Here is an 18,398-nt window from a genome sequence, read left to right on the forward strand (position 1 = left end):
CGGGCCCCGGCCCCGGCTCGTGACCGCACTTTCGGTTCGCTCCGGCGATGAGGCTTCTTGGCGTTCCGAGCTGGTCGACGGTGGCGGGCGTGCGCGCGGCGGCCGCCGGGCCGGAGGCGATAGGCGGACGGCTGCGACGCCGCCCGTCCGGCCCGTCAGGGCCGGCTTGAAGACGTAAGGAAAGTCCTCACCGACCGAGCGGGTGGATTCCGGTCGGCTACGGCCAGTGGTCCGGGCAGGTGCCCGGGCGGCCTCCTAGGCTCGGAGATGTGATGGTCCTCGACACGGCGCGTTCGGTGGCTGAGCGCCACCTTGCCGAGGCGTTGCCGCGTCGCTGGAACCACGTCCGGGGCGTTGCCACGCGTGCTGAGGTCATCGGTCCGCATCTTGATGGCGGCCCGGTCCTCGTCGCCGCCTGCTGGCTCCACGACGTCGGCTACGCCCCGGATCTCGGTGCGACACGGTTCCACCCGCTCGACGGTGCCCGTGCGCTCCGCGACTGGGGTGCGGACGACCTGATGTGCGGCCTGGTCGCATTCCACTCCGCTGCGGCCCACGAGGCTGACGTCCTGGGCCTGCTCGACGAGCTGCGTACCTTCGACGATCCGCAGGGCCTGGTGCGCGATCTGCTCTGGTACCTCGACATGACTACGAGCCCGGACGGCGAGCGCGTCTCGTTCGACGACCGCATGGCTGAGGTGCGGGAGCGCTATCCCGCCGAGCACTACGTGAGTCGCGCTCTCGACGGCAGCATGGCCGACCGCCGTGGTGCCGTGAATCGTGCCGAGTCGTGGCTGTCGTCCGCTGGCCTGGGCGGTCAGGTGTAGTACGGGTCCCGCCGGCTGAACCCGTGCTCGATGCGCAGTCGGATCGACGGGTGGACGTCGATGCCGTCCAGCTCGGCCCGCTCGACCCACAGCACTTCCGAGGACTCGTCGCTCGTCCTCGGTTCGCCGCCGACCGGTCGGGCGCGGAAGCAGATCGAGAACTCCTGTCGGACTTCGCCGTCGGTGTAGGCCATGACGTGGTCGGGGTTGCTGTAGATCCCGACCAGGCTGGTGACCTCGATGCGGATGCCAGTCTCTTCGTCGGTCTCGCGGACCGCGGTCTCGGTCATGGTCTCGCCGAGCTCATGGCGGCCGCCGGGGAGCGCGTAGAGGTTGTTGTCGGTGCGGCGGATCATCAGCAGCCGGTCGCGCTCGTCGGTGACGAACGCGCTCACGGCGATGACGATGCTGGTCGCCTTTGGGGCGTTCGGGTCGTGGTAGTGGTCTGTCCGGGCCACGGGCCGGTCACCAACGGGCTGGGGTCGAGGTGCTCCACACGTCGACGAAGCTACGCGCATAGGTGTCGAACAGGTCCCCGGCGCCGAGCTTGCGCAGGTGCAGTGCGGGGGCGTGGGCGCCGGGTACGCCGTAGACGTGGGTGTTGATGATGGCCTGGTCGTCGAACCGGAAGATTGAGTTGTAGAGCGTGGTCGTGTGGAACCGGAACTCGATGCCCGGGGTGTCCAGTAGCGGCCGGTAGGCGGCCAGCCCGTAGCGGATCCGCGCGGCCAGCGTCCCGGTCCCGAGGCGTTCTTCCTGGCTGCGCAGCTCGACGGCGTCGCTGTCGGGGTCGCCGAAGTTGATCCGCACGGTCACTCCGGCGCCGGCCTTCTCGGCCACGGTGCGGATGAAGTCCGGGCGCTCGATGAGGAACTGGCCGGCGTGGACCAGGACGTCGATCCGGTCGGTCGCCGAGGCGAGCAGCTCGTCCCACAGCTCGGCGGGGACCGCGCCGCGGTGCGGGTAGGCGGCGACGATCTCCGAGGCCGCGATCTTCGCCTGACGCTCCGGGGGCACCGCTGCGGGCCACAGGTAGGACTCGCTCTGCCCGACCAGCGCGGACAGTGCGGCCCGGTGCCGCGCGTACGGAGTGCGGCCCTGGGTGGCCCACCGCTCGACGGTCTTGGCGTCCACGCCGATCTGCTCGGCCGCCGTCGCGGGCGTGAGGCCGGCGCTCATCAGCGCGTCGCGCAGTCGCTCGTTCGCCATCGCCGCACCCCTCCGTGGACACGAGCCGGGACGTCTTGATTCTAGCTGAGACGTCCTGAGATGTCCCTCTGTGTGGTCGGGCCGTCCCGGTGATTTCCGGAGTCTTGGACCTGCCCCGCTACGAGGGCCATCCCGATTCAGTCCCTGGAGGACGGTCATGGCAACGATCAAGGTCGACACCACTGGTACCCGCTACACCGTGGGCGCGGCTCCGCGTCCGAAGAACGACATGGACGGCCGTCAGCGCACCGACCGCCAGACCGGGACGCCGCTGTTCACCACGCAGCTGGTCAAGGTCGACGCCGAGGGCGCGGAGATCCTGACCATCACCACCCCGGGTGCCCCGCAGGTGGAGCAGGGCGCCGAGGTGCGTCCGGTGGGTCTGGTGGCGATCCCGTGGCAGCAGGGCCAGCGGGCCGGTGTGGCGTTCAAGGCTGACCGGATCGAGCCCGCGCACGCGCAGGCGTCCAAGGCCTCCTGACCGCTCGTCTGGTCGGTGGTGCGGGTCGGGGCTGTCTTCCCCGGAGTCCCGCCCCGCACCCCGGCGCCTCACCGCTGTTTGCGCTCCCCGCCTCGTCGCTCGCCCCGCGTCCGGAAGGCCCTGTCATGGCTCGCAACGCCGCTCCTGCCCGCACCTTCGGTGCGGGGAAGTCCCGTGTGGACTCCTTCGAGATCATCTCCGCTCCGCCCGCCAACCCCGCCGTCCGCGTCGCCGCCCTGCTGCTGCGCCTGCGCGCGGAGCTGTTCGTCCTCGCCGTCGGGGTGTGGGCGTGGGTGGCGCTGGGCCCGGACTACGTCCGCGACGAGGCCGGCCGATTCGTCGCCGTCCCCGACACCGGCTTCGACACCAGCACGCGGGTCGCGCTGTTCGTCGCGGTCGGGCTGGTGCTGGCGGGGCTGCCCTGGACGCGGCGCTACCTATTCCACCGCGCCCAGGCCGTCCTGACCCGTCACCGGGTCCGCCAGACGCTCCTGGAATGCCGGGTCCTCAACTCCCGCTCTCGCGCCTGCCCGCTCACCGTCTGGGCTTCCCCGACCCGGGTCGGGGAAGTCGTGTGGGTGGTGCTGCGTGCGGGGATCTCCCCGGCGGCGGTCGCCGAGCATGTTGAGGAGTTGGCGTCGGCGTGCTTCGCCCGCGAGGCCCGCGTCATCCCGTGGCCGCGGCTCACGAATGTGGTGCGGGTCGAGATCATCCGCCGCGACCCGCTGGCGCCGAACCTGATCCGCTCGGACCTGTTCCGCTACGCCTCCGGCGACATCCACGACCCGGGCTGGCCCACCCACGACGGCCCCGACTCCGACGTCCCGGCTCCGCGCCGGGAGCCGTCCCGCCCGGAGCTGCCCGCGGCACCTCAGCCCGCGTTCGATGGCCCGTCCGACAACGGGCGTGGTGGGGACTGGTCGGAGTATGTCTGAGCACCCGCCGACACAGCCCCTCCCGCTGATCACCGATGTCGAGGACGCTCGGGGTCGGCTGGTGCGCCCGCTGTTGGTCCTGCGCCGGTGGGCCGATGAGTACCGCGCCCACCGCCGCGAACGCCGCACCGACGCCGGGCCGTCGATCTGGGAGCCGATCCACCTCGGTACCGGCGAGGACGGGCGTCCGGTCCGGGTCCCGTTGATCTACCGCAACATGCTGCTGGCTGGGGAGCCTGGCGCGGGGAAGTCGGTGGGTTTGAACAACATCGTCGCCCACGCCGCGCTCGCGACGGACTGCCGGTTGTGGTTGTTCGACGGGAAGATCGTCGAGCTGGGCCTGTGGCGGTCGTGCGCGGACCGGTTCGTCGCCAACAGCCTCGACGACGCCATCGCCGCTCTGCTGGACCTGCAGTCGGAGATGGATCGGCGCTACGCCGTCCTCGACGATGAGCGCCGTCGCAAGATCGCCCCCGCCGACGGCGTCGCGCCGATCGTGGTCGTCCTCGACGAGCTGGCCTACTTCTCCGCCACCGTCGGGACCAAGCGGGAGCAGGAAGCCTTCTCCGTGCTCGTGCGTGACCTGGTGGCCCGGGGCCGTGCGGCCGGGATCATCGTCGTCGCGGCCACGCAGCGCCCGTCCTCGGACATCATCCCGACGAGCCTGCGGGACTTGTTCGGGTACCGGTGGGCGTTCCGCTGCACCACCGACGCCAGCTCGGACATCGTGCTCGGGCACGGCTGGGCCGCCCGCGGCCACTCCGCGGCGAGCGTGGCTCCGGAGACCAAGGGCATCGGGTTCCTGCTCGCCGAAGGCGGTGTCCCGCGCCGGATCAAGGCTGCGCACCTGTCCGACGAGCAGGTCTACGCCCTGGCCGACCGTGCCGCCATGCGACGGCTCGCCGCCGGGATCGCCCATGGCCAGGATCTCGATGACGCCGCCGGTGGTGCGGCATGACCGCCCGACCGACGACGGCCGAGCTGGTCCACGCCGGGCTGCGTCGGTGCGCGGCTGCTCGCCGTCAGGTCAGCGCCCGCTACGACCGTGGAGCCCTCACCGCCGCTGAGTGGGCCGACGCCCTCGCCGCGTTGCACGCCCGTGACGCCCGCTGGTGGTCTGTGCTCGCCCGCACCGCCGTCGCCGACCACACGATCCCGCTCGTCTACATCGCGGCCGTGTCCGACGCCGAGGCCGCTGCCCTGCGCTCCGCCGCCGACTGGACCCGGACCGCCCGCGAGTACGCCCGCACCGCTGCGGCTCGGGTGGCGTGATGAGCACCGGCCAGCACTCGGCGACCGTCGACAGCCTCGCGGCCCGACGGCTCACGCGCCTGGCCGGACAAACCCCCACCGCCGACCTCATCGCCGCTGCCGGACGCCGCGAGGACTTCGCGGGCTGGCTGCGCCACGTCACCCCCGCCGCCGGATGCGCCCACCCCATCCGCCTGTCCGGCACCGTGTTCCGCGTCGAGGAAGCCACCGGCCGCATCACCTCCGAGCGCCACACCGCCGAGATGCCCGACGGGCTGATCTACACCGCCTGCGGCAACCGCCGCGCGTCCGTCTGCCCGTCGTGTGCCGAGACCTACCGTGCCGACACCTTCCAGCTCGTCACCGCCGGACTGGTCGGCGGCAAGGGCACCCCGGCCAGCGTCGTCGGGCACCCGTGCGTGTTCTTGACCGTCACCGCGCCCTCGTTCGGGCCGGTCCACGCCCACCGCACCGACCGGAAAGGCCGGCCTCTCCCGTGCCGCCCTCGCCGCGACGACACCACCTGCCAGCACGGGGTGTCGCACGCCTGCTGGGAGCGCCACGCCGCCGACGACCCCCGCGTGGGCCGGCCGCTGTGCCTGGACTGCTACGACCACCCGCACCAGGCGGTGTGGAACCTCCACGTCGGCGAACTCTGGCGCCGCACGATGATCGCCGCCACCCGCAACCTGCGCCAGCTCGAGAAGCTCACCGGTGCCAAGCTCCGGCTGTCCTACACCAAGGTCGCGGAGTTCCAGGCCCGCGGCGCCGTGCACCTGCACGCCCTGGTCCGGCTTGACGGCCGCGACCCCGACCCTGCCCTGTCGCACCTGACCCTGTCGCCCCCGCCCGGGATCTCCGCCGCCCAGGTCGCGCTGCTGCTCCGGGGAGCGGTCACCGAGACTTCGTTCACCACCGCCTCGCACCCGGCCCGGCCCCAGGGCTGGCCGATCACCTGGGGTGAACAGGTCGACCCCCGCCCGGTCCGGCTCGCCGCTCGCGACCTCGACGACGCCGCGGAGATCACCACGACCGCCGTCGCCGCCTACCTCGCCAAGTACGCCACCAAGGCGACCGAGACCGCCGGGCACCTCTCGACCCGGCTGCGGCCGCACACGGTGCGCTCCTACACCGACCACGCCACGCACTCCGGCCGTCAGATCGACGCCTGCTGGCGCCTCGGCCAACGCCCCGGTGGCTGGGACCCCGACGACTGGTCGACCTCCTGGGGCCGGCTGTGGCGGTGGGCGCACATGCTCGGCTTCGCCGGCCACTTCTCCACCCGCTCCCGCCGCTATTCCACCACCCTCACCGCGCTCCGGCAGGCACGCCGGGACTGGCAACGCGACCACACCAACCCCCGCCCCACCGCCGACGACGTCGAACGCCTGGACGACGGCGAGGACACCACCGAGGTCGTCATCTCCGCGCTGCACTTCGCCGGAATCGGCTGGCACACCACCGCCGACGCCCTACTAGCCAACACCGCGGCCGCGCAGGCCCGGGCCAGGAGGCGCGCCGCCCGCGAGGAGCTGAGCACGACCACCGCATGACGACGAGGGAGGAGAGACAGGTGGAGCAGTTGACCTACACCGTGGAGCAGGTCGCCGAGATGCTCGGCGTCGCCCGAGGGGTCGCGTACGAGCAGGTCCGGAGCGGTGAGATCCCGGCGATCCGGGTCGGCCGCCGATGGCTGATCCCGCGGAACCGGTTCCACGCCTGGCTGGACGGCGAGACCAGGGCGACCGCTCGGGGCGTGGCCTGATGGGGTTCGTGCGCAAGACCGACGGTGGGCGCTACAAGGCGTTCTGGCGTGACCCCACCGGACGGCAGCGCTCCAAGACGTTCCGGACCAAGAAGGAGGCCGGCGCCTTCCTCGCGGAGACCGAGACCTCCAAGAGCCACGGGACCTACGTCTCCCCGCACGCGGGCCGGATGACGTTCGGCGATCACGCCGAGGCGTGGGCCGCGTCCTGGAACACCGAACAGACCACCGCGGCTCGGGACCGATCGGTGATGCGTACCCACGTCCTGCCCCAGTGGGCGGACTGGCAGCTCGCCAAGATCGACCACCTGTCCGTGCAGCAGTGGGTCACCGAGCTGGGACGCACCCGGTCCCGCGCGACCGTGGCCGAGGCGTACCGGCTCACCTCGGCGGTCCTGCGCTCCGCGGTGCGGAACCGGCTGATCGCCTTCAACCCGGCGACGGACGTCCGGATCCCCAAGCGGCGGCGGCAGGACACCGACGAGCGGGTGATCAGCCGGGAGGACCTGCGCGGCGTACTGCTGCCCGCCGTGCCCGAACGTCACCGCGCTCTCGTCGCGACCGCCGCCGGGGCCGGCCTCCGCTGGGGTGAGGTCGCCGGTCTGCGGGAGGACGTCGTGGACCTCGATGCCGGGAAGGTGTCCATCGTGCGCACGGTGATCGAGGTTGCGGGCAAGCGGAGCTTCAAGCCGTTCCCGAAGTCGACGGCGGGCCGTCGCGTCGTCCCGCTCCCCCAGTGGGTCGTGACCGCGATCCGGGGGCACATGCGCCGCTGGCCGCAGGAGTCGACATCACCGATCTTCGCGAACGAGCTCGGCGGGCCGCTGGGCCGGACGATCTTCCGCTCGCGGGTCTGGCGGCCGTCGCTCGTCCGGGCCGGTCTTCTGGGCTCCGTGGTCCAGGTCGGGCCGAAGCTGTTCCGGGCCCGCTGGCTCGACCGGGAGGGCAACCAGCACACGGAGACTGCCCCGACGTACGCCCAGGCCGTGATGGAGGTCGCCCGCAGCAGCGCCGACGGTCTCCGCTTCCACGACCTGCGCCACTCGTACGCCACCTGGCTCGTCGACGACGGCGTTCCGCCGAACATGGTGCAGCGGGTCCTGGGGCACGAGCGCTCGTCGACGACGCTGGATCTCTACACCCGGCGGACCGACAACTCCGCGCGCATCCTCCAGGCCCTCGACGACGAGGACCCGGACGACGGCTCCGGAGCCGCAGGCATCGGGCAGCGTGCCTGATGACCGCTGCTGCCTCCACGCTGCCTGCTCGACCCGGGGAACGAGAAAACCCCCGGTCTCGAACCTCTTACGAGGCTGTGACCAGGGGTTTTGACTGTGGGCGATACTGGGATCGAACCAGTGACCTCTTCGGTGTGAACGAAGCGCTCTCCCCCTGAGCTAATCGCCCTCAGCGGTGACGCCGACTCTACACAGCCGGTCCCACCGCCGTTCACGGGGGGTCACCCGTGGATCACTGCGGGCCCGTGACCAGCTCTGATCCCGGCACGGGCACCGGCGGGGGCGGCGGCTGGATCAGCGGCAGCAGCGGCGAGCGCAGCCACTCCCAGTGGATCCCCACCCAGCCGCCGGCCGTCTCGAAGATCCCGAACAGCCACGCGCACACGGCGACCGTGCCGAGGATCAGCGTCATCACCAGCAGCTGCACGACGCGGTTCTGGCGGCCCATCCAGGCCACCCAGCCGTCGTAGCGGACACGGACCCAGTGCAGGAGCCGCTGCGCCCAGCCGAACTCGGCGGCGAGCACGCCCAGGCCGAGGAAGATGATGGCCCAGCCGGGCCCCGGCGCGGGCAGCGCGATGATCCCGATGATCACGATCGCGGTGCCGAGGACCCCCATGGTGATGCGGTAGGTCAGGTCCAGCACCGGGTTGCGGGCCACGCGGGCCCGGAACACGCGGTAGCGGACCTTCGCCCGCCGGTACTTCTTGCGGATACCGGTGTACCGGCGCCCGGAGGTGGTTCTCCCGGACGCCGGCACACCGACGTCGTTCTTCTCCGTCGTACTCAGGTCTCCACCTGCCCGGCCGCGACTACCTTGGTCGGCGCGGGGGGAGCCTCCCTTCCGCGCTCGAGCGAGACGGCGTATGTCCCGTAGCTCCCGCTGTCGGGCGATTCTACGGACACCGGTCCCGACTGCCCCGCTCGCACGTCGAACGTGCCGACCGCGCGCGGAGTTCCGTCACCGTCGAGTCCCCACAGGACGTAGGTCTGGTCCGCGGTCTCGTTGGGGTCCAGCCCCATCGGCATGACCTGGCGCTGTCCGTCCTTCACGACGACCGCGGCCACCATCGGCGCCCCCGGCTCCGCGGAGAGGAAGGCGTGCGGTGTCCCGGGCTGCGCGATGGCGGAGAGCACGTCGCGCAGCTCCTGGGCCTGCGCGAGGCTCGCGTCCCGCTCGGCCTGCAGCGACTGGATCTGCCCGAACGCCGCTCCCCCGCCCACGATCACCGCGAGTGCGACGGCCGCGGCGACCAGTACCCGTCCGGGGCGGCGCAGCCACCCGTTCCGGGCCGGACCTCGTCCGGCGCCTCCCGACGGGCGTGTCGCGGGCCCGGTGGACCGCTCGGACCGCGCAGGGCGGGCGCGCGGCGCGGCGTCGCCAGCCTGCGGCCCCTCGTAGCCGGCTCCGTCGGCGGAGGACGTCTCGTCGCGCAGGGCGTGCCGCGGCACCGCGCGGTCGGACTCGCGTCCGACCTGCGGGGTCTGCCGGGCCTGCTCCAGGATCGACTCCCGCAGCGACGGCGGCGGCTCGACCTGTGGCACCGCGCCACCGAGCACGGTCGTCGTCCCGGCGACGTCCGCGGCGAGCCGTCGGCACTCGTCGCAGCCCTCGAGGTGCTGCACCACCTCGATCTCCTCGTCGGGTTCGAGGGCGTGCAGCGCCCACCCGACCGTCTGTTCGTTCATCGGACAGGGCCTCCCCTCGTTCACGACAGCCCTCCCGCCAGGTCTCCCCCGGCCTCCCCGAGCGCCGGGCCCAGCAGGTTCCGGAGCTTGGCCACCCCGGTGAACATGCGGGACTTCACGGTGCCCAGCGGCACCCCGGTCATCGCAGCCACCTCGCGTTGTGTGTAGCCGCCGTAGTACGCCAGCGCGAGGACCTTCCGCTGGTCCGCGGGCAGCTGACCGAGCGCGTCGCGCACCTGTCCGGCGACGAGTGCGCCGATGGCCCCCTCGTCGGCGCCCGGGCCGGGCGGGGCGTTCCACTCCGCGCCGTCGTCCGACGCCGGGACGGTGCGGCGCCGGATGGCGCTCTCCCGGCGGACGGCGTCGACGGACTTGTGGTGCACCAGGGTCAGCAGCCAGGTACCGAAGCGGCCCTTGGCCGGGTCGAAGCGCGACGGGTCGCGCCAGAAGGCCAGGAAGACCTCCTGCACGACGTCCTCGGCCAGCCCCTCGTCGGCACAGATACGTCGTGCGAGGGAGTAGGCCTGACGCCCGAAGCGGTCGTACAGCTCACCCAGTGCGGTCGAGTCGCCCGACACGATCCGTTGCACGAGTCGCGTGTCCCCCGCGTCGTCACGACGCGACGGGTCACGGCGCGCGGCAGGCCCGGCGGCCCGCCCGTGCTCGGGGCGGTCCGGCGGATCGGCGATGCCTGCCACCAGCGTTGTCCTCACGATTGCTGTGTTCGGTGTCCGCACCCGTTCCGGTTCGAACTCCGACGAGAGTAGTCGTTCTCGGTCACACGGCTCACACGCCAGGACGGCGCGGAGCCCGTTCAGCCCTGTCGCCACACGCAGCGAGTTACACCGTTGTGACTCGATCGGGGGTCATCCCACGGTGATCCACGTTCTTGCGCATCGAACCCGTCACCCCGAGGCCTTCTGTCTCGTTCCCACACTGACGCCCCACGCAACGCCCCCACGAAAGAGGATCACCGATGCGCGACGAGTCCAAGACGATCCGGGCGACGGCCATGTTCGAGCTCATCGCTCCGGACGCGCCTGTCGTTCCCGTGAAGGTCGAGCTGTCCTACACCAGCCGCGACCCCTACGCCGTGCAGGCCTCGTTCAAGACCGGTCACGACACCACGGTCGACTGGGTCTTCGCCCGCGACCTGCTCGGCGACGGGCTGGTCGACTCCGCCGGCACCGGCGACGTCCGGGTGCAGCCGATGAGCGACGACCCGACCCGGATCGAGCTCGAGCTCACCTCTCCGTCGGGCCACGCCCTGTTCACCACCTCCGCGGCGACGCTGTCGGAGTTCCTGCAGGCGACCTACGACGCCGTGCCGGCCGCCGCCGAGTACTCGTGGCTCGACTTCGACGCCGCCCTCGCCGACCTGCTCGACACCACCGCCCGGGACTGACCCGACGTACCCCACCACCGGGCGGAGCCCGTCTCCGCACGTGAGAGGACATCCGGTGGTGGAGAGAGGGGGCGGTCGGACCCCCCTCGGGGCGGGTGCTAGTGTTCTCTCACCGCACCGCGGACGGGCCTCACGGCCCAGGACGCGGTGCACGGTGCGGACGTAGCGCAGCTGGTAGCGCATCACCTTGCCAAGGTGAGGGTCGCGGGTTCGAATCCCGTCGTCCGCTCGGAGACTTCTCTTCCCACGCGCGATTAGCTCAGCGGGAGAGCACTACCTTGACACGGTAGGGGTCACTGGTTCAATCCCAGTATCGCGCACCATTTCCCGGATCCCCGGGGCCGCACATCGGCCCCGGGGATTTCGCATTTCCGGGTACGGCGACGCGCACCGCCGACCCCCCACGGCACCCTCCCCCGCGCTCGTCCGGCGGTCGTGGCCCCGCTGACCTGGACGGACGATCATCGGGTACCCCCTCGACAGCGGCCACGGACGGTGCGCTACTGTTCTCCCAACGCACCGGGAACTTGCGGAAACACCTCGGGAACGGTGCGACATGCGGACGTAGCGCAGCTGGTAGCGCATCACCTTGCCAAGGTGAGGGTCGCGGGTTCGAATCCCGTCGTCCGCTCTGCCGGGCCCCGACAGCAGGCCGGTTTCCGGCGGCGTGGCCGAGTGGCTTAGGCAAGGGCCTGCAAAGCCCTGTACGCGGGTTCGATTCCCGCCGCCGCCTCGCGCGATTAGCTCAGCGGGAGAGCACTACCTTGACACGGTAGGGGTCACTGGTTCAATCCCAGTATCGCGCACCATTCCCGGATCCCCGGGGCCGGAAGTCCGGCCCCGGGGATTCTGCTTTCCGGGCCTCCCCCGCCGCGGTTCAGCGCACCTGTTCCACCGGGCGCACGAGCATCTCGTTGACCGCCGCGTGCCGCGGGCGGGTCACGATGTAGACGACGGCGTCGGCGATGTCGGCGGGCTTCAGCACCCCGCGCCCGCCCTTCGAGGTCGCATCCGGTGCGTACTCCGCACCCGAGGTCGTCATCTCCGAGGCGACCAGGCCGGGCTCCACGAGGCCGACCCGTACGTGGCGCTCGGCGTACTCCTGGCGCAGCGCCTCGCAGAACGCGCCGACCCCGTGCTTGGTGGCCGCGTAGACGTTGCTCTCCGGCGACGGGACCCGCCGCCCGGCCACCGAGCTGATCGTGACCACGTCGGCGACGCCGCGCGGCCCACCGGCCGCCGTCGCCAGGTGCGGCAGGGCCGCGTGCGTCGTCGACAGGACGCCCGTGAGGTCGACGTCGATCATCGTACGCCAGTCCGCGACGTCGGACTCGGCCGCCGGGCCCCAGGACCCGAAGCCGGCGTTGTTGACGAGGACGTCCAGCCCGCCGTGCTGCTCGACCACCGCCGCGACGGCGGCGTGCAGCGCGTCGTCGTCGGTGACGTCCACCGGGTGCACCGACGCCCTCGGCAGCTCCGTCGCCAGCGCCTCGAGGCGCTCCCGGCGCCGGGCCAGCAGCGCCACCGTCGCCCCCTCGGCGGCCAGCGCCCGGGCGGTCGCCTCGCCGATACCGCTCGACGCGCCCGTCACGATCACCGTCGTCCCGTCCAACCGTCCGCTCATGACAGCGGTGTACCCGCGGACCCGGCGACGTAGTGATCATCGCCGGGGTGCGGCGCAGCTCCCGGGAGCGGGTGCGTTATCGTGGGGCAGCACGCGCCGGAGACGGTGCGACTGCGGACGTAGCGCAGCTGGTAGCGCATCACCTTGCCAAGGTGAGGGTCGCGGGTTCGAATCCCGTCGTCCGCTCCACGTCACCACGGTCGCCACCCGTTGCGATGCCGGGCGAACCCACCCTCCGAGTCGATCACCTGTCCGGTGATCCAGGCCGCCTCGTCGGTGCACAGCCACGCGATCATCCGGGCCGGGTCGTCGGGCTCACCGAATCGGCCGAACGGGAACATCGGGGCCATCGCCCGGAACGCCTGCGCGCCGAGGTAGCCGGTGTCGACCGGCCCCGGGTTCACCGTGTTGACCCGCAGCCGCCGGTCCGCGAGCTGGTCGGCCAGCGTCGGGGTGATGCCCGCGACGGCCGCCTTCGCCGCTGCGTAGGCCACCTCGCCCGGCATCGGCCCGCGTGCCTGCCCCGAGGTGAGCAGGACGGCCGCGCCGCCGGGGCGGGTGTCGTCGTGCGCGTTCGCCCACGCCTGGACCAGCAGGATCGACGCGCGGGCGTCGACCGCCCAGTGCCGGTCCAGCTCCTCGGACAGCTCCCCCAGCGGACCGTCGGAGCCCGACAGGGCCTGGTTGGCGACGAGCAGGTCGACCGGCCCGGTGAGCTCGCGGGCGGCGTCGAGCAGACGCTGCGGCGCGGCCGGGTCGGCGAGGTCGGCGTGCACCCCGGCGACCGGTGCCGTCGCGTGTCCCCGGACCTCCGCGAGAGCGGCGTCGACGTCGTCGGCGCCCCACTCCTGCGTCGCGTCGTGCGGGGCGAAGTGGTGCACGACGACGGCCGCGCCGTAGGCGGCGAGCCGGCAGGCGGTCGCGTGCCCGATCCCGCCGCGCCGGCCGCCTCCGGTCACGAGCGCGGTCCGGCCGCGCAACGGCATCGGGTCCCGGCGCAGCGTGCTCACTCCCCGACCCTGCCCGACCGGGGCGCGCCCGCGCGAGGGAGTTGTCGCCCCGCGCCGACGTCACCGGCCGGCGGCCCGGGGAGGCGCTTCGCGTGCGTCAGCCGCGGGCGGTCTCCGGGGTGATCGCGCAGCGCAGCCGAGCGGGCAGTGCCTGCGGGTCGGGGGCGCCGCCGTCCTGCAGCCAGCGGGTCACCGCACGGACGTCGTCGGTGCCGCGGACCGGGCCGACCGCGACCACCGGCGACTCGGGACGCGTGCGGGCGGCGTCGCACGCCTGCACCAGCACCATCAGCCCGGGCCGCCGCGCCGCGCAGACACCCGGCCCGAGCCGGCACCCCGCGGTCACGAGCACCCCCTGGGTGCTGTCCTGCACCACCGCGCGCAGGCCCTCGACCAGCACCTCGTCGACGCCGGGCAGGGCCGCGACGGTGCCGTGCGCGTCCTCGTCGAACCCCGACGGCGCGTGGGCGCAGGCCCCGCACCGGACCACCGTGAACCCGTCCACCGGCACCCCTTCCTGCAAACAGTAATCGTTGTCGATTACAGTCGACGGTAACACCCGCGACGCAGGAGGAACACCGTGAAGCCCGGCATCCACCCCCCGTACGGTCCGGTCGTCTACCGCGACACGTCCACCGGCGACGAGTTCCTGACCCGGTCGACCGAGACCTCGCGCGAGACCGTCGAGTGGTCGGACGGGAACACCTATCCCCTGATCAAGGTGGACACGACCTCGGCGTCGCACCCGTTCTGGACGGGCAACGCCCGGGTGCTCGACGCCGCGGGCCAGGTCGAGAAGTTCCGCCGCCGCTTCGGGGAGCGCACGCGCGGCTAGGCCCGCGTAGCGTCGGGAGGCATGCGCCGCCGCCGTCGCGAACGGGTCCAGGTCGTCACCGACCTGACCGAGCCGCTGACGGTCGAGCACGGTCGTCGCATCCGGATCCGGCTCGTCGCGATGGTGGTGTGGATCGCGGGCTGGATCGTCGCCGGCGCCCTGTGGCGCGACGGCTGGCTGGCCACCGCGATCCTGCTGACCAGCGGCCCGGGGCTGTGGATCCTGTGGTGGCTGTTCGTCCCGCCCCGGGAGCGGGGACGGCGCGAGCCGGTCGGGCGCCGACCCCCACGGGCACTGCCCGGGCCCCGGGACCCGCGGGAGTGATCGGGTGGGCGGCCGCGGGGTTCCGCGACCACCCACCCCGGCATCCGGCGTCGTGGGCCGGAGGGTCATCCCGTCCTGCTGATCTCCACCATGTCCTCGCGCGGCACGACCTTCGTCCGCTCGCGGCCGCGTGCCTCGCCGAGGCCGCGCTCGTGCTTGTCGAGCGCGAGCCAGCCGGTCCAGGTCGTGTACTCCACGCCCCGGCGTTCCAGCAGCGCGTCGACCTCGGCCGGGTCGCGGCGGGGCGCCCGGGGCAGCTGCGGCGCGTCGGCCAGCAGGCTCGCGACGGTCTCCGAGGCGCAGCCCTTGGTGTGCCCGATCAGCCCGACCGGGCCGCGCTTGATCCAGCCGACGGCGTAGACGCCGGGCAGCTCCTGGCCGTCGATGTCGTGCACCCTCCCCTCGCGGTGCGGCAGCACGCCGTGCTCGTGGTCGAAGGGCAACCCGGCCAGGTGCGAGCCGGTGTAGCCGATCGCCCGGTAGACCGCACCGACCGGTATGTCGGTGAACTCGCCGGTGTCGCGGACGTCGCCGTGGCCGGTGTACTCGGTGCGCTCGATCCGGATGCCCTCGACGCGGTCGGTGCCGAGGATCCGCTCGGGGCGCGCGAGGAAGTGCAGGTGCACCCGGCGCGGGTCGCCGCGCCGGTCCCGCAGCGCCCATCCCTGCAGGGTCCGCACCACCATCTCGACGTGCTTGGCCGAACGGACCTCGGCGGCGGCGACGTCGTCGAACTCGACGTCGGCCGGGTCGACGACCACCTCGACGCCCGGCACGTGGTCGAGCTCGCGCAGCTCCATCGGGCTGAACCGGGCGTGCGCGATCCCGCGGCGGGCGAACACGTGCACGTCCGTGGCCCGGTTGACCGCGAGCCCGGCATGGACCGAGTCCGGGATCTCGGTGCCCGACAGGCCCTCGGCGGTGCTCGCCAGGATCCGGGCGACGTCCAGGGCCACGTTCCCGGCGCCGATCACCGCGACCGACGACGCGTCGAGCGTCCAGTCCCGGGGCACGTCGGGGTGGCCGTCGTACCACTGCACGAAGCGGGCGGCGCCGTGGCTGCCCGGCAGGTCGACGCCGGGGACGTCGAGGTCCCGGTCCCGCTCGCAGCCGGTGGCCGCGATGACCGCGTCGTAGTGGTCGCGCAGGTCGGACAGGGTGATGTCGGTCCCGAAGTGGACGTTGCCGAACAGCCGCACGCCGGGGCGGTCCAGCACGCGGTGCAGGGCGTGCACGATCTGCTTGATCCGCGGGTGGTCCGGGGCGACGCCGTAGCGGACCAGCCCGAACGGGGCGGGCAGCTTCTCGAACAGGTCCACGGCGACGTCGGCATCGGACTTCAGCAGGGTGTCGGCGGCGTAGACGGCAGCCGGACCGGCGCCGATCACGGCGACGCGCAGCGCAGTCATCGTTCTCCTCGGGTGTCGACGGACCCCGAGGCTATAGCAAGGTAAGCCTTACCTAACTATGATGCAGGCAACACCGTGCGCGGCAACAGGTCCGGGAAGTGGCCGCCGACGCGCTCGGAGTGGCGTCGCCACTCCCGCGGGTAGCCCAGCGACACCTCGACGAACGGGACGCCGTCGACGGTGACCGTCCGCGGGATGTGCAGGTGGCCGTGCACGACCACCCGCGCCCGATAGCGGCGGTGCCAGTCGGCCGTCGCCGTCGTGCCGCACCAGAGCGCGAACTCCGGGTACCAGAGGACGTCGCAGGGCTCGCGGACCAGCGGCCAGTGGTTGACCAGCACCGTCGGCAGGTCCGGGTCGAGCGCGTCGAGGCGGGCCGCCGTCGACGCCACCCGGGCCGCGGACCACTCGGCACGCGTGGCGTACGGGGCCGGATGGAGCAGGTACTCGTCGGTGCAGACGACACCGGCGGCGTACGCCGCGGCCAGCCCCTCCTCCGACGTCGTGGTGCCGGCGGGCAGGAACGAGTAGTCGTAGGGCACGAACAGTGACGCGACGACGGCCGGTCCACCCGGGCCGTCCCACACCGGCCACGCGTCCTCCGGGGTCAGCACCCCGACGTCCCGGCAGCGACGGACCAGCTCGTCGTAGCGGGCGACGCCGGCGAGCTGCTCGACCGCGTCGGCCCGGGCGTTCTTGGCGCGGGTCCAGAGCTCGTGGTTGCCCGGGGTCCACAGCACCTGCGCGAAACGCTCCCGCAGCACGGCGAGCGTGGCGACGACGCTCTCGATCCGCTCGTCGACGTCACCCGCGACGATCAGCCAGTCCCCCGGGTGTCCCGGGTGCAGCCCCGCGGCGATGTCGGCGTTCTCCGCGTGCCGCACGTGCAGGTCACTGACCGCGAGCAGGCGCGGCTCCCCGACGGCGGTCACCCGCCATTGGTACCCGGTGGGGTCCGGCCCACCGTCCGCCGGGGCCGGAAACGTACCTACCCGCGGTAACTTACTGCTGGTAGCTTCGGGACCGAGCTCGACGACGAGGCGGGGAGGCCGGGATGGCGGCATCGCGGGGAGTACGACGGTGGATCCGGTGGGTGCTGCGGCACGGGGCGATGCGGCGGGAGGTGACCCGTCAGGCGGCCAAGGGTGACCTGGGCGCGCACATGATCATCAACCCGGACGCGGTCCGGGACCCGTACCCGGCCTACGAGCAGATCCGTGGACAGGGCCGGATGGTGCGTTCCGCGCTGACCTGGACCACGGTCGACCACGAGATCACCACCGAGGTGCTGCGCAGCCCCGACTTCTGCGTCGGGCTGCGCATGCCGGAGAACGCGCCGGGCCTGCTGCGCGCGCTGCTCGCCGCGGGCGGGACCTGGCCGCTCGGGCCGGCCGAGCCGCCGTCGCTGCTGTCGATCGACCCGCCGGACCACAACCGGATCCGCAAGCTGGTCACCCGCTCGTTCAGCGCCAAGGCGATCTCCTCGCTGCGCGGGCGCACCGAGGAGATCGCCGCGCAGCTGCTCGCGGACCTCGAGACCCGGGCCGGCGCCGACCGGCGCACCGACGTCATCTCCGGCTACGCCTCCCTGCTGCCGGCCACCGTCATCACCGAGATGCTCGGTGCCCCGGTGGAGATGCGGGAGAAGTTCCTGGAGTGGGGCGAGGGCGGCGCCTACTCCCTCGACATGGGCCTGGACTACGCGACGTTCCACCGCTCCGAGCGCGACATCGACGCGCTCACCGACTGGATGGCCGGGCACTTCGAGCGGCTGCGCCGGGAGCCCAACGACTCCATCCTGTCCTCGCTGGTCGCCGCCTACGACGAGGAGGAGGGCCGGCTCACCCACGACGAGCTGCTGTCGCTGGCGATGCTGCTGCTCGCCGCCGGGTTCGAGACGACGGTCAACCTCATCGGCAACGGCACCCGGCTGCTGCTGACCCACCCCGACGAGCTCGCCCGGCTGCAGGCCGACCCGGCGCTGTGGCCGAACGCCGTCGACGAGGTCCTGCGCTACGACTCCCCCGTCCAGCGGACCGGGCGCGTCGCCGCGCGCGACACCGAGGTGTGCGGGTTCCCGGTCAAGCGGGGCGCGCTGGTGCTCACCCACCTCGGGGGCGCGAACCGCGACCCGGACGTGTTCCCCGACCCCGCCCGGTTCGACGTCGGGCGCGCGGGCGCGGACCGGCACGTGGCGTTCAGCCAGGGGATCCACTACTGCCTGGGCGCGGCGCTGGCGAAGATGGAGGGCGAGGTGGGGCTGCGGGCGCTGTTCGACCGCTACCCCGACCTGCGCGCCGACGGCCCGGCCGAGCTGCGCGGGACCCGGGTGCTGCGCGGCTACCGGACGCTGCCGGTCCGCCTGGGCGACGCCCGGGTCCCCGTCGACGCCTGAG

General features: G+C 72.7%; 22 protein-coding genes and 7 tRNA genes. 18 read left to right on the forward strand and 11 right to left on the reverse strand.

Features of this window, described 5'->3' with window-relative positions; genetic code table 11:
• Positions 1 to 272: 272 nt before the first annotated feature.
• Complete coding sequence (locus MTO91_RS16740) at positions 273 to 827, forward strand: HD domain-containing protein (RefSeq protein WP_476654904.1); 555 nt, start codon at positions 273 to 275, stop codon at positions 825 to 827.
• Here MTO91_RS16740 and MTO91_RS16745 read toward each other — a convergent pair.
• Positions 818 to 1,285 carry an NUDIX hydrolase gene (locus tag MTO91_RS16745; protein ID WP_476651815.1) on the reverse strand — a complete coding sequence of 156 codons (468 nt, stop codon included), beginning with the start codon at positions 1,283 to 1,285 and terminating at the stop codon, positions 818 to 820. The genes MTO91_RS16740 and MTO91_RS16745 overlap by 10 nt on opposite strands.
• Before the next feature lie 7 nt (positions 1,286 to 1,292).
• Positions 1,293 to 2,036 (reverse strand): helix-turn-helix domain-containing protein, encoded by a 744-nt coding sequence (locus MTO91_RS16750; protein WP_210027361.1) that lies wholly within the window; start codon positions 2,034 to 2,036, stop codon positions 1,293 to 1,295.
• 157 nt (positions 2,037 to 2,193) lie between these two features.
• On the opposite strand from MTO91_RS16750, the gene MTO91_RS16755 reads away from it, so the two are divergent.
• The 7 genes from MTO91_RS16755 to MTO91_RS16785 all read left to right on the forward strand — a co-directional run bounded on the left by MTO91_RS16755 (position 2,194) and on the right by MTO91_RS16785 (position 7,706).
• On the forward strand, positions 2,194 to 2,517 hold the full coding sequence (locus MTO91_RS16755) for a hypothetical protein (RefSeq protein WP_476651816.1): 324 nt from the start codon (positions 2,194 to 2,196) through the stop codon (positions 2,515 to 2,517).
• A gap of 125 nt (positions 2,518 to 2,642) precedes the next feature.
• Positions 2,643 to 3,452, forward strand: coding sequence for a hypothetical protein (locus tag MTO91_RS16760; RefSeq protein WP_476651818.1), 810 nt, complete (start codon positions 2,643 to 2,645; stop codon positions 3,450 to 3,452).
• Positions 3,453 to 3,513: 61 nt separating this feature from the next.
• Positions 3,514 to 4,410 carry an FtsK/SpoIIIE domain-containing protein gene (locus MTO91_RS16765; protein ID WP_476651820.1) on the forward strand — a complete coding sequence of 299 codons (897 nt, stop codon included), beginning with the start codon at positions 3,514 to 3,516 and terminating at the stop codon, positions 4,408 to 4,410.
• Positions 4,407 to 4,724 (forward strand): hypothetical protein, encoded by a 318-nt coding sequence (locus MTO91_RS16770; protein WP_476651821.1) that lies wholly within the window; start codon positions 4,407 to 4,409, stop codon positions 4,722 to 4,724. The genes MTO91_RS16765 and MTO91_RS16770 overlap by 4 nt, the downstream gene beginning before the upstream one ends.
• Complete coding sequence (locus tag MTO91_RS16775) at positions 4,724 to 6,256, forward strand: replication initiator (protein WP_476651823.1); 1,533 nt, start codon at positions 4,724 to 4,726, stop codon at positions 6,254 to 6,256. Before MTO91_RS16770 ends, MTO91_RS16775 begins: the two co-directional genes overlap by 1 nt.
• Before the next feature lie 20 nt (positions 6,257 to 6,276).
• Entirely contained in the window at positions 6,277 to 6,468 is a 192-nt protein-coding gene (locus tag MTO91_RS16780) for a helix-turn-helix domain-containing protein (RefSeq protein ID WP_476651825.1), read from the forward strand.
• The gene (locus MTO91_RS16785; RefSeq protein ID WP_476651827.1) at positions 6,468 to 7,706 is read left to right on the forward strand and encodes a tyrosine-type recombinase/integrase; all 1,239 of its coding nucleotides are present in this window, start codon (positions 6,468 to 6,470) and stop codon (positions 7,704 to 7,706) included. Before MTO91_RS16780 ends, MTO91_RS16785 begins: the two co-directional genes overlap by 1 nt.
• Before the next feature lie 97 nt (positions 7,707 to 7,803).
• Here MTO91_RS16785 and MTO91_RS16790 read toward each other — a convergent pair.
• The 4 genes from MTO91_RS16790 to MTO91_RS16805 form a co-directional block, all read right to left on the reverse strand.
• Positions 7,804 to 7,875: transfer RNA gene (locus MTO91_RS16790), tRNA-Val, on the reverse strand.
• Between the two features lie 63 nt (positions 7,876 to 7,938).
• Positions 7,939 to 8,466: a TIGR02611 family protein gene (locus MTO91_RS16795; RefSeq protein ID WP_251784988.1), complete on the reverse strand. Its 528-nt coding sequence runs from the start codon at positions 8,464 to 8,466 to the stop codon at positions 7,939 to 7,941.
• 26 nt (positions 8,467 to 8,492) lie between these two features.
• Positions 8,493 to 9,395, reverse strand: a complete 903-nt coding sequence (locus tag MTO91_RS16800) for an anti-sigma factor domain-containing protein (RefSeq protein ID WP_476651828.1) — start codon at positions 9,393 to 9,395, stop codon at positions 8,493 to 8,495.
• 20 nt (positions 9,396 to 9,415) lie between these two features.
• Positions 9,416 to 10,093 carry an RNA polymerase sigma factor gene (locus MTO91_RS16805; RefSeq protein ID WP_251784990.1) on the reverse strand — a complete coding sequence of 226 codons (678 nt, stop codon included), beginning with the start codon at positions 10,091 to 10,093 and terminating at the stop codon, positions 9,416 to 9,418.
• 278 nt (positions 10,094 to 10,371) lie between these two features.
• Between MTO91_RS16805 and MTO91_RS16810 the strand changes: the two genes are divergently transcribed.
• The 6 genes from MTO91_RS16810 to MTO91_RS16835 all read left to right on the forward strand — a co-directional run bounded on the left by MTO91_RS16810 (position 10,372) and on the right by MTO91_RS16835 (position 11,609).
• The gene (locus MTO91_RS16810; protein WP_020624097.1) at positions 10,372 to 10,800 is read left to right on the forward strand and encodes an SsgA family sporulation/cell division regulator; all 429 of its coding nucleotides are present in this window, start codon (positions 10,372 to 10,374) and stop codon (positions 10,798 to 10,800) included.
• A 156-nt stretch (positions 10,801 to 10,956) separates the two neighbouring features.
• A tRNA-Gly gene (locus MTO91_RS16815) sits at positions 10,957 to 11,029 on the forward strand.
• Between the two features lie 19 nt (positions 11,030 to 11,048).
• Positions 11,049 to 11,123, forward strand: a tRNA-Val gene (locus MTO91_RS16820).
• Positions 11,124 to 11,358: 235 nt separating this feature from the next.
• A tRNA-Gly gene (locus MTO91_RS16825) sits at positions 11,359 to 11,431 on the forward strand.
• A 30-nt stretch (positions 11,432 to 11,461) separates the two neighbouring features.
• Positions 11,462 to 11,533: transfer RNA gene (locus tag MTO91_RS16830), tRNA-Cys, on the forward strand.
• A gap of 1 nt (position 11,534) precedes the next feature.
• A tRNA-Val gene (locus tag MTO91_RS16835) sits at positions 11,535 to 11,609 on the forward strand.
• A 68-nt stretch (positions 11,610 to 11,677) separates the two neighbouring features.
• On the opposite strand, the gene MTO91_RS16840 is transcribed toward MTO91_RS16835, so the two are convergent.
• Positions 11,678 to 12,424, reverse strand: a complete 747-nt coding sequence (locus MTO91_RS16840; RefSeq protein ID WP_476651830.1) for an SDR family oxidoreductase — start codon at positions 12,422 to 12,424, stop codon at positions 11,678 to 11,680.
• A 113-nt stretch (positions 12,425 to 12,537) separates the two neighbouring features.
• Here MTO91_RS16840 and MTO91_RS16845 point away from each other — a divergent pair.
• Positions 12,538 to 12,613: transfer RNA gene (locus MTO91_RS16845), tRNA-Gly, on the forward strand.
• Positions 12,614 to 12,615: 2 nt separating this feature from the next.
• Here MTO91_RS16845 and MTO91_RS16850 read toward each other — a convergent pair.
• Positions 12,616 to 13,434, reverse strand: coding sequence for an SDR family oxidoreductase (locus MTO91_RS16850; RefSeq protein WP_476651832.1), 819 nt, complete (start codon positions 13,432 to 13,434; stop codon positions 12,616 to 12,618).
• A 97-nt stretch (positions 13,435 to 13,531) separates the two neighbouring features.
• Positions 13,532 to 13,939: a hypothetical protein gene (locus tag MTO91_RS16855; protein ID WP_405416576.1), complete on the reverse strand. Its 408-nt coding sequence runs from the start codon at positions 13,937 to 13,939 to the stop codon at positions 13,532 to 13,534.
• A 75-nt stretch (positions 13,940 to 14,014) separates the two neighbouring features.
• Here MTO91_RS16855 and MTO91_RS16860 point away from each other — a divergent pair, with 75 nt between their 5' ends.
• Both MTO91_RS16860 and MTO91_RS16865 read left to right on the forward strand, forming a co-directional pair.
• The gene (locus MTO91_RS16860) at positions 14,015 to 14,269 is read left to right on the forward strand and encodes a type B 50S ribosomal protein L31 (protein ID WP_020624102.1); all 255 of its coding nucleotides are present in this window, start codon (positions 14,015 to 14,017) and stop codon (positions 14,267 to 14,269) included.
• A 21-nt stretch (positions 14,270 to 14,290) separates the two neighbouring features.
• A complete protein-coding gene (locus MTO91_RS16865; RefSeq protein ID WP_179762439.1) occupies positions 14,291 to 14,593 on the forward strand; it encodes a hypothetical protein in 303 nt (100 codons plus the stop codon).
• A 65-nt stretch (positions 14,594 to 14,658) separates the two neighbouring features.
• Here MTO91_RS16865 and MTO91_RS16870 read toward each other — a convergent pair whose 3' ends face one another.
• The gene (locus tag MTO91_RS16870; protein ID WP_476651834.1) at positions 14,659 to 16,002 is read right to left on the reverse strand and encodes an FAD-dependent oxidoreductase; all 1,344 of its coding nucleotides are present in this window, start codon (positions 16,000 to 16,002) and stop codon (positions 14,659 to 14,661) included.
• 56 nt (positions 16,003 to 16,058) lie between these two features.
• Positions 16,059 to 16,934, reverse strand: a complete 876-nt coding sequence (locus MTO91_RS16875) for a metallophosphoesterase family protein (RefSeq protein ID WP_251784996.1) — start codon at positions 16,932 to 16,934, stop codon at positions 16,059 to 16,061.
• 122 nt (positions 16,935 to 17,056) lie between these two features.
• Between MTO91_RS16875 and MTO91_RS16880 the strand changes: the two genes are divergently transcribed.
• On the forward strand, positions 17,057 to 18,397 hold the full coding sequence (locus MTO91_RS16880) for a cytochrome P450 (RefSeq protein WP_476651836.1): 1,341 nt from the start codon (positions 17,057 to 17,059) through the stop codon (positions 18,395 to 18,397).
• Position 18,398 lies beyond the last annotated feature (1 nt).

Source organism: Pseudonocardia sp. 2-7 (assembly GCF_056341085.1).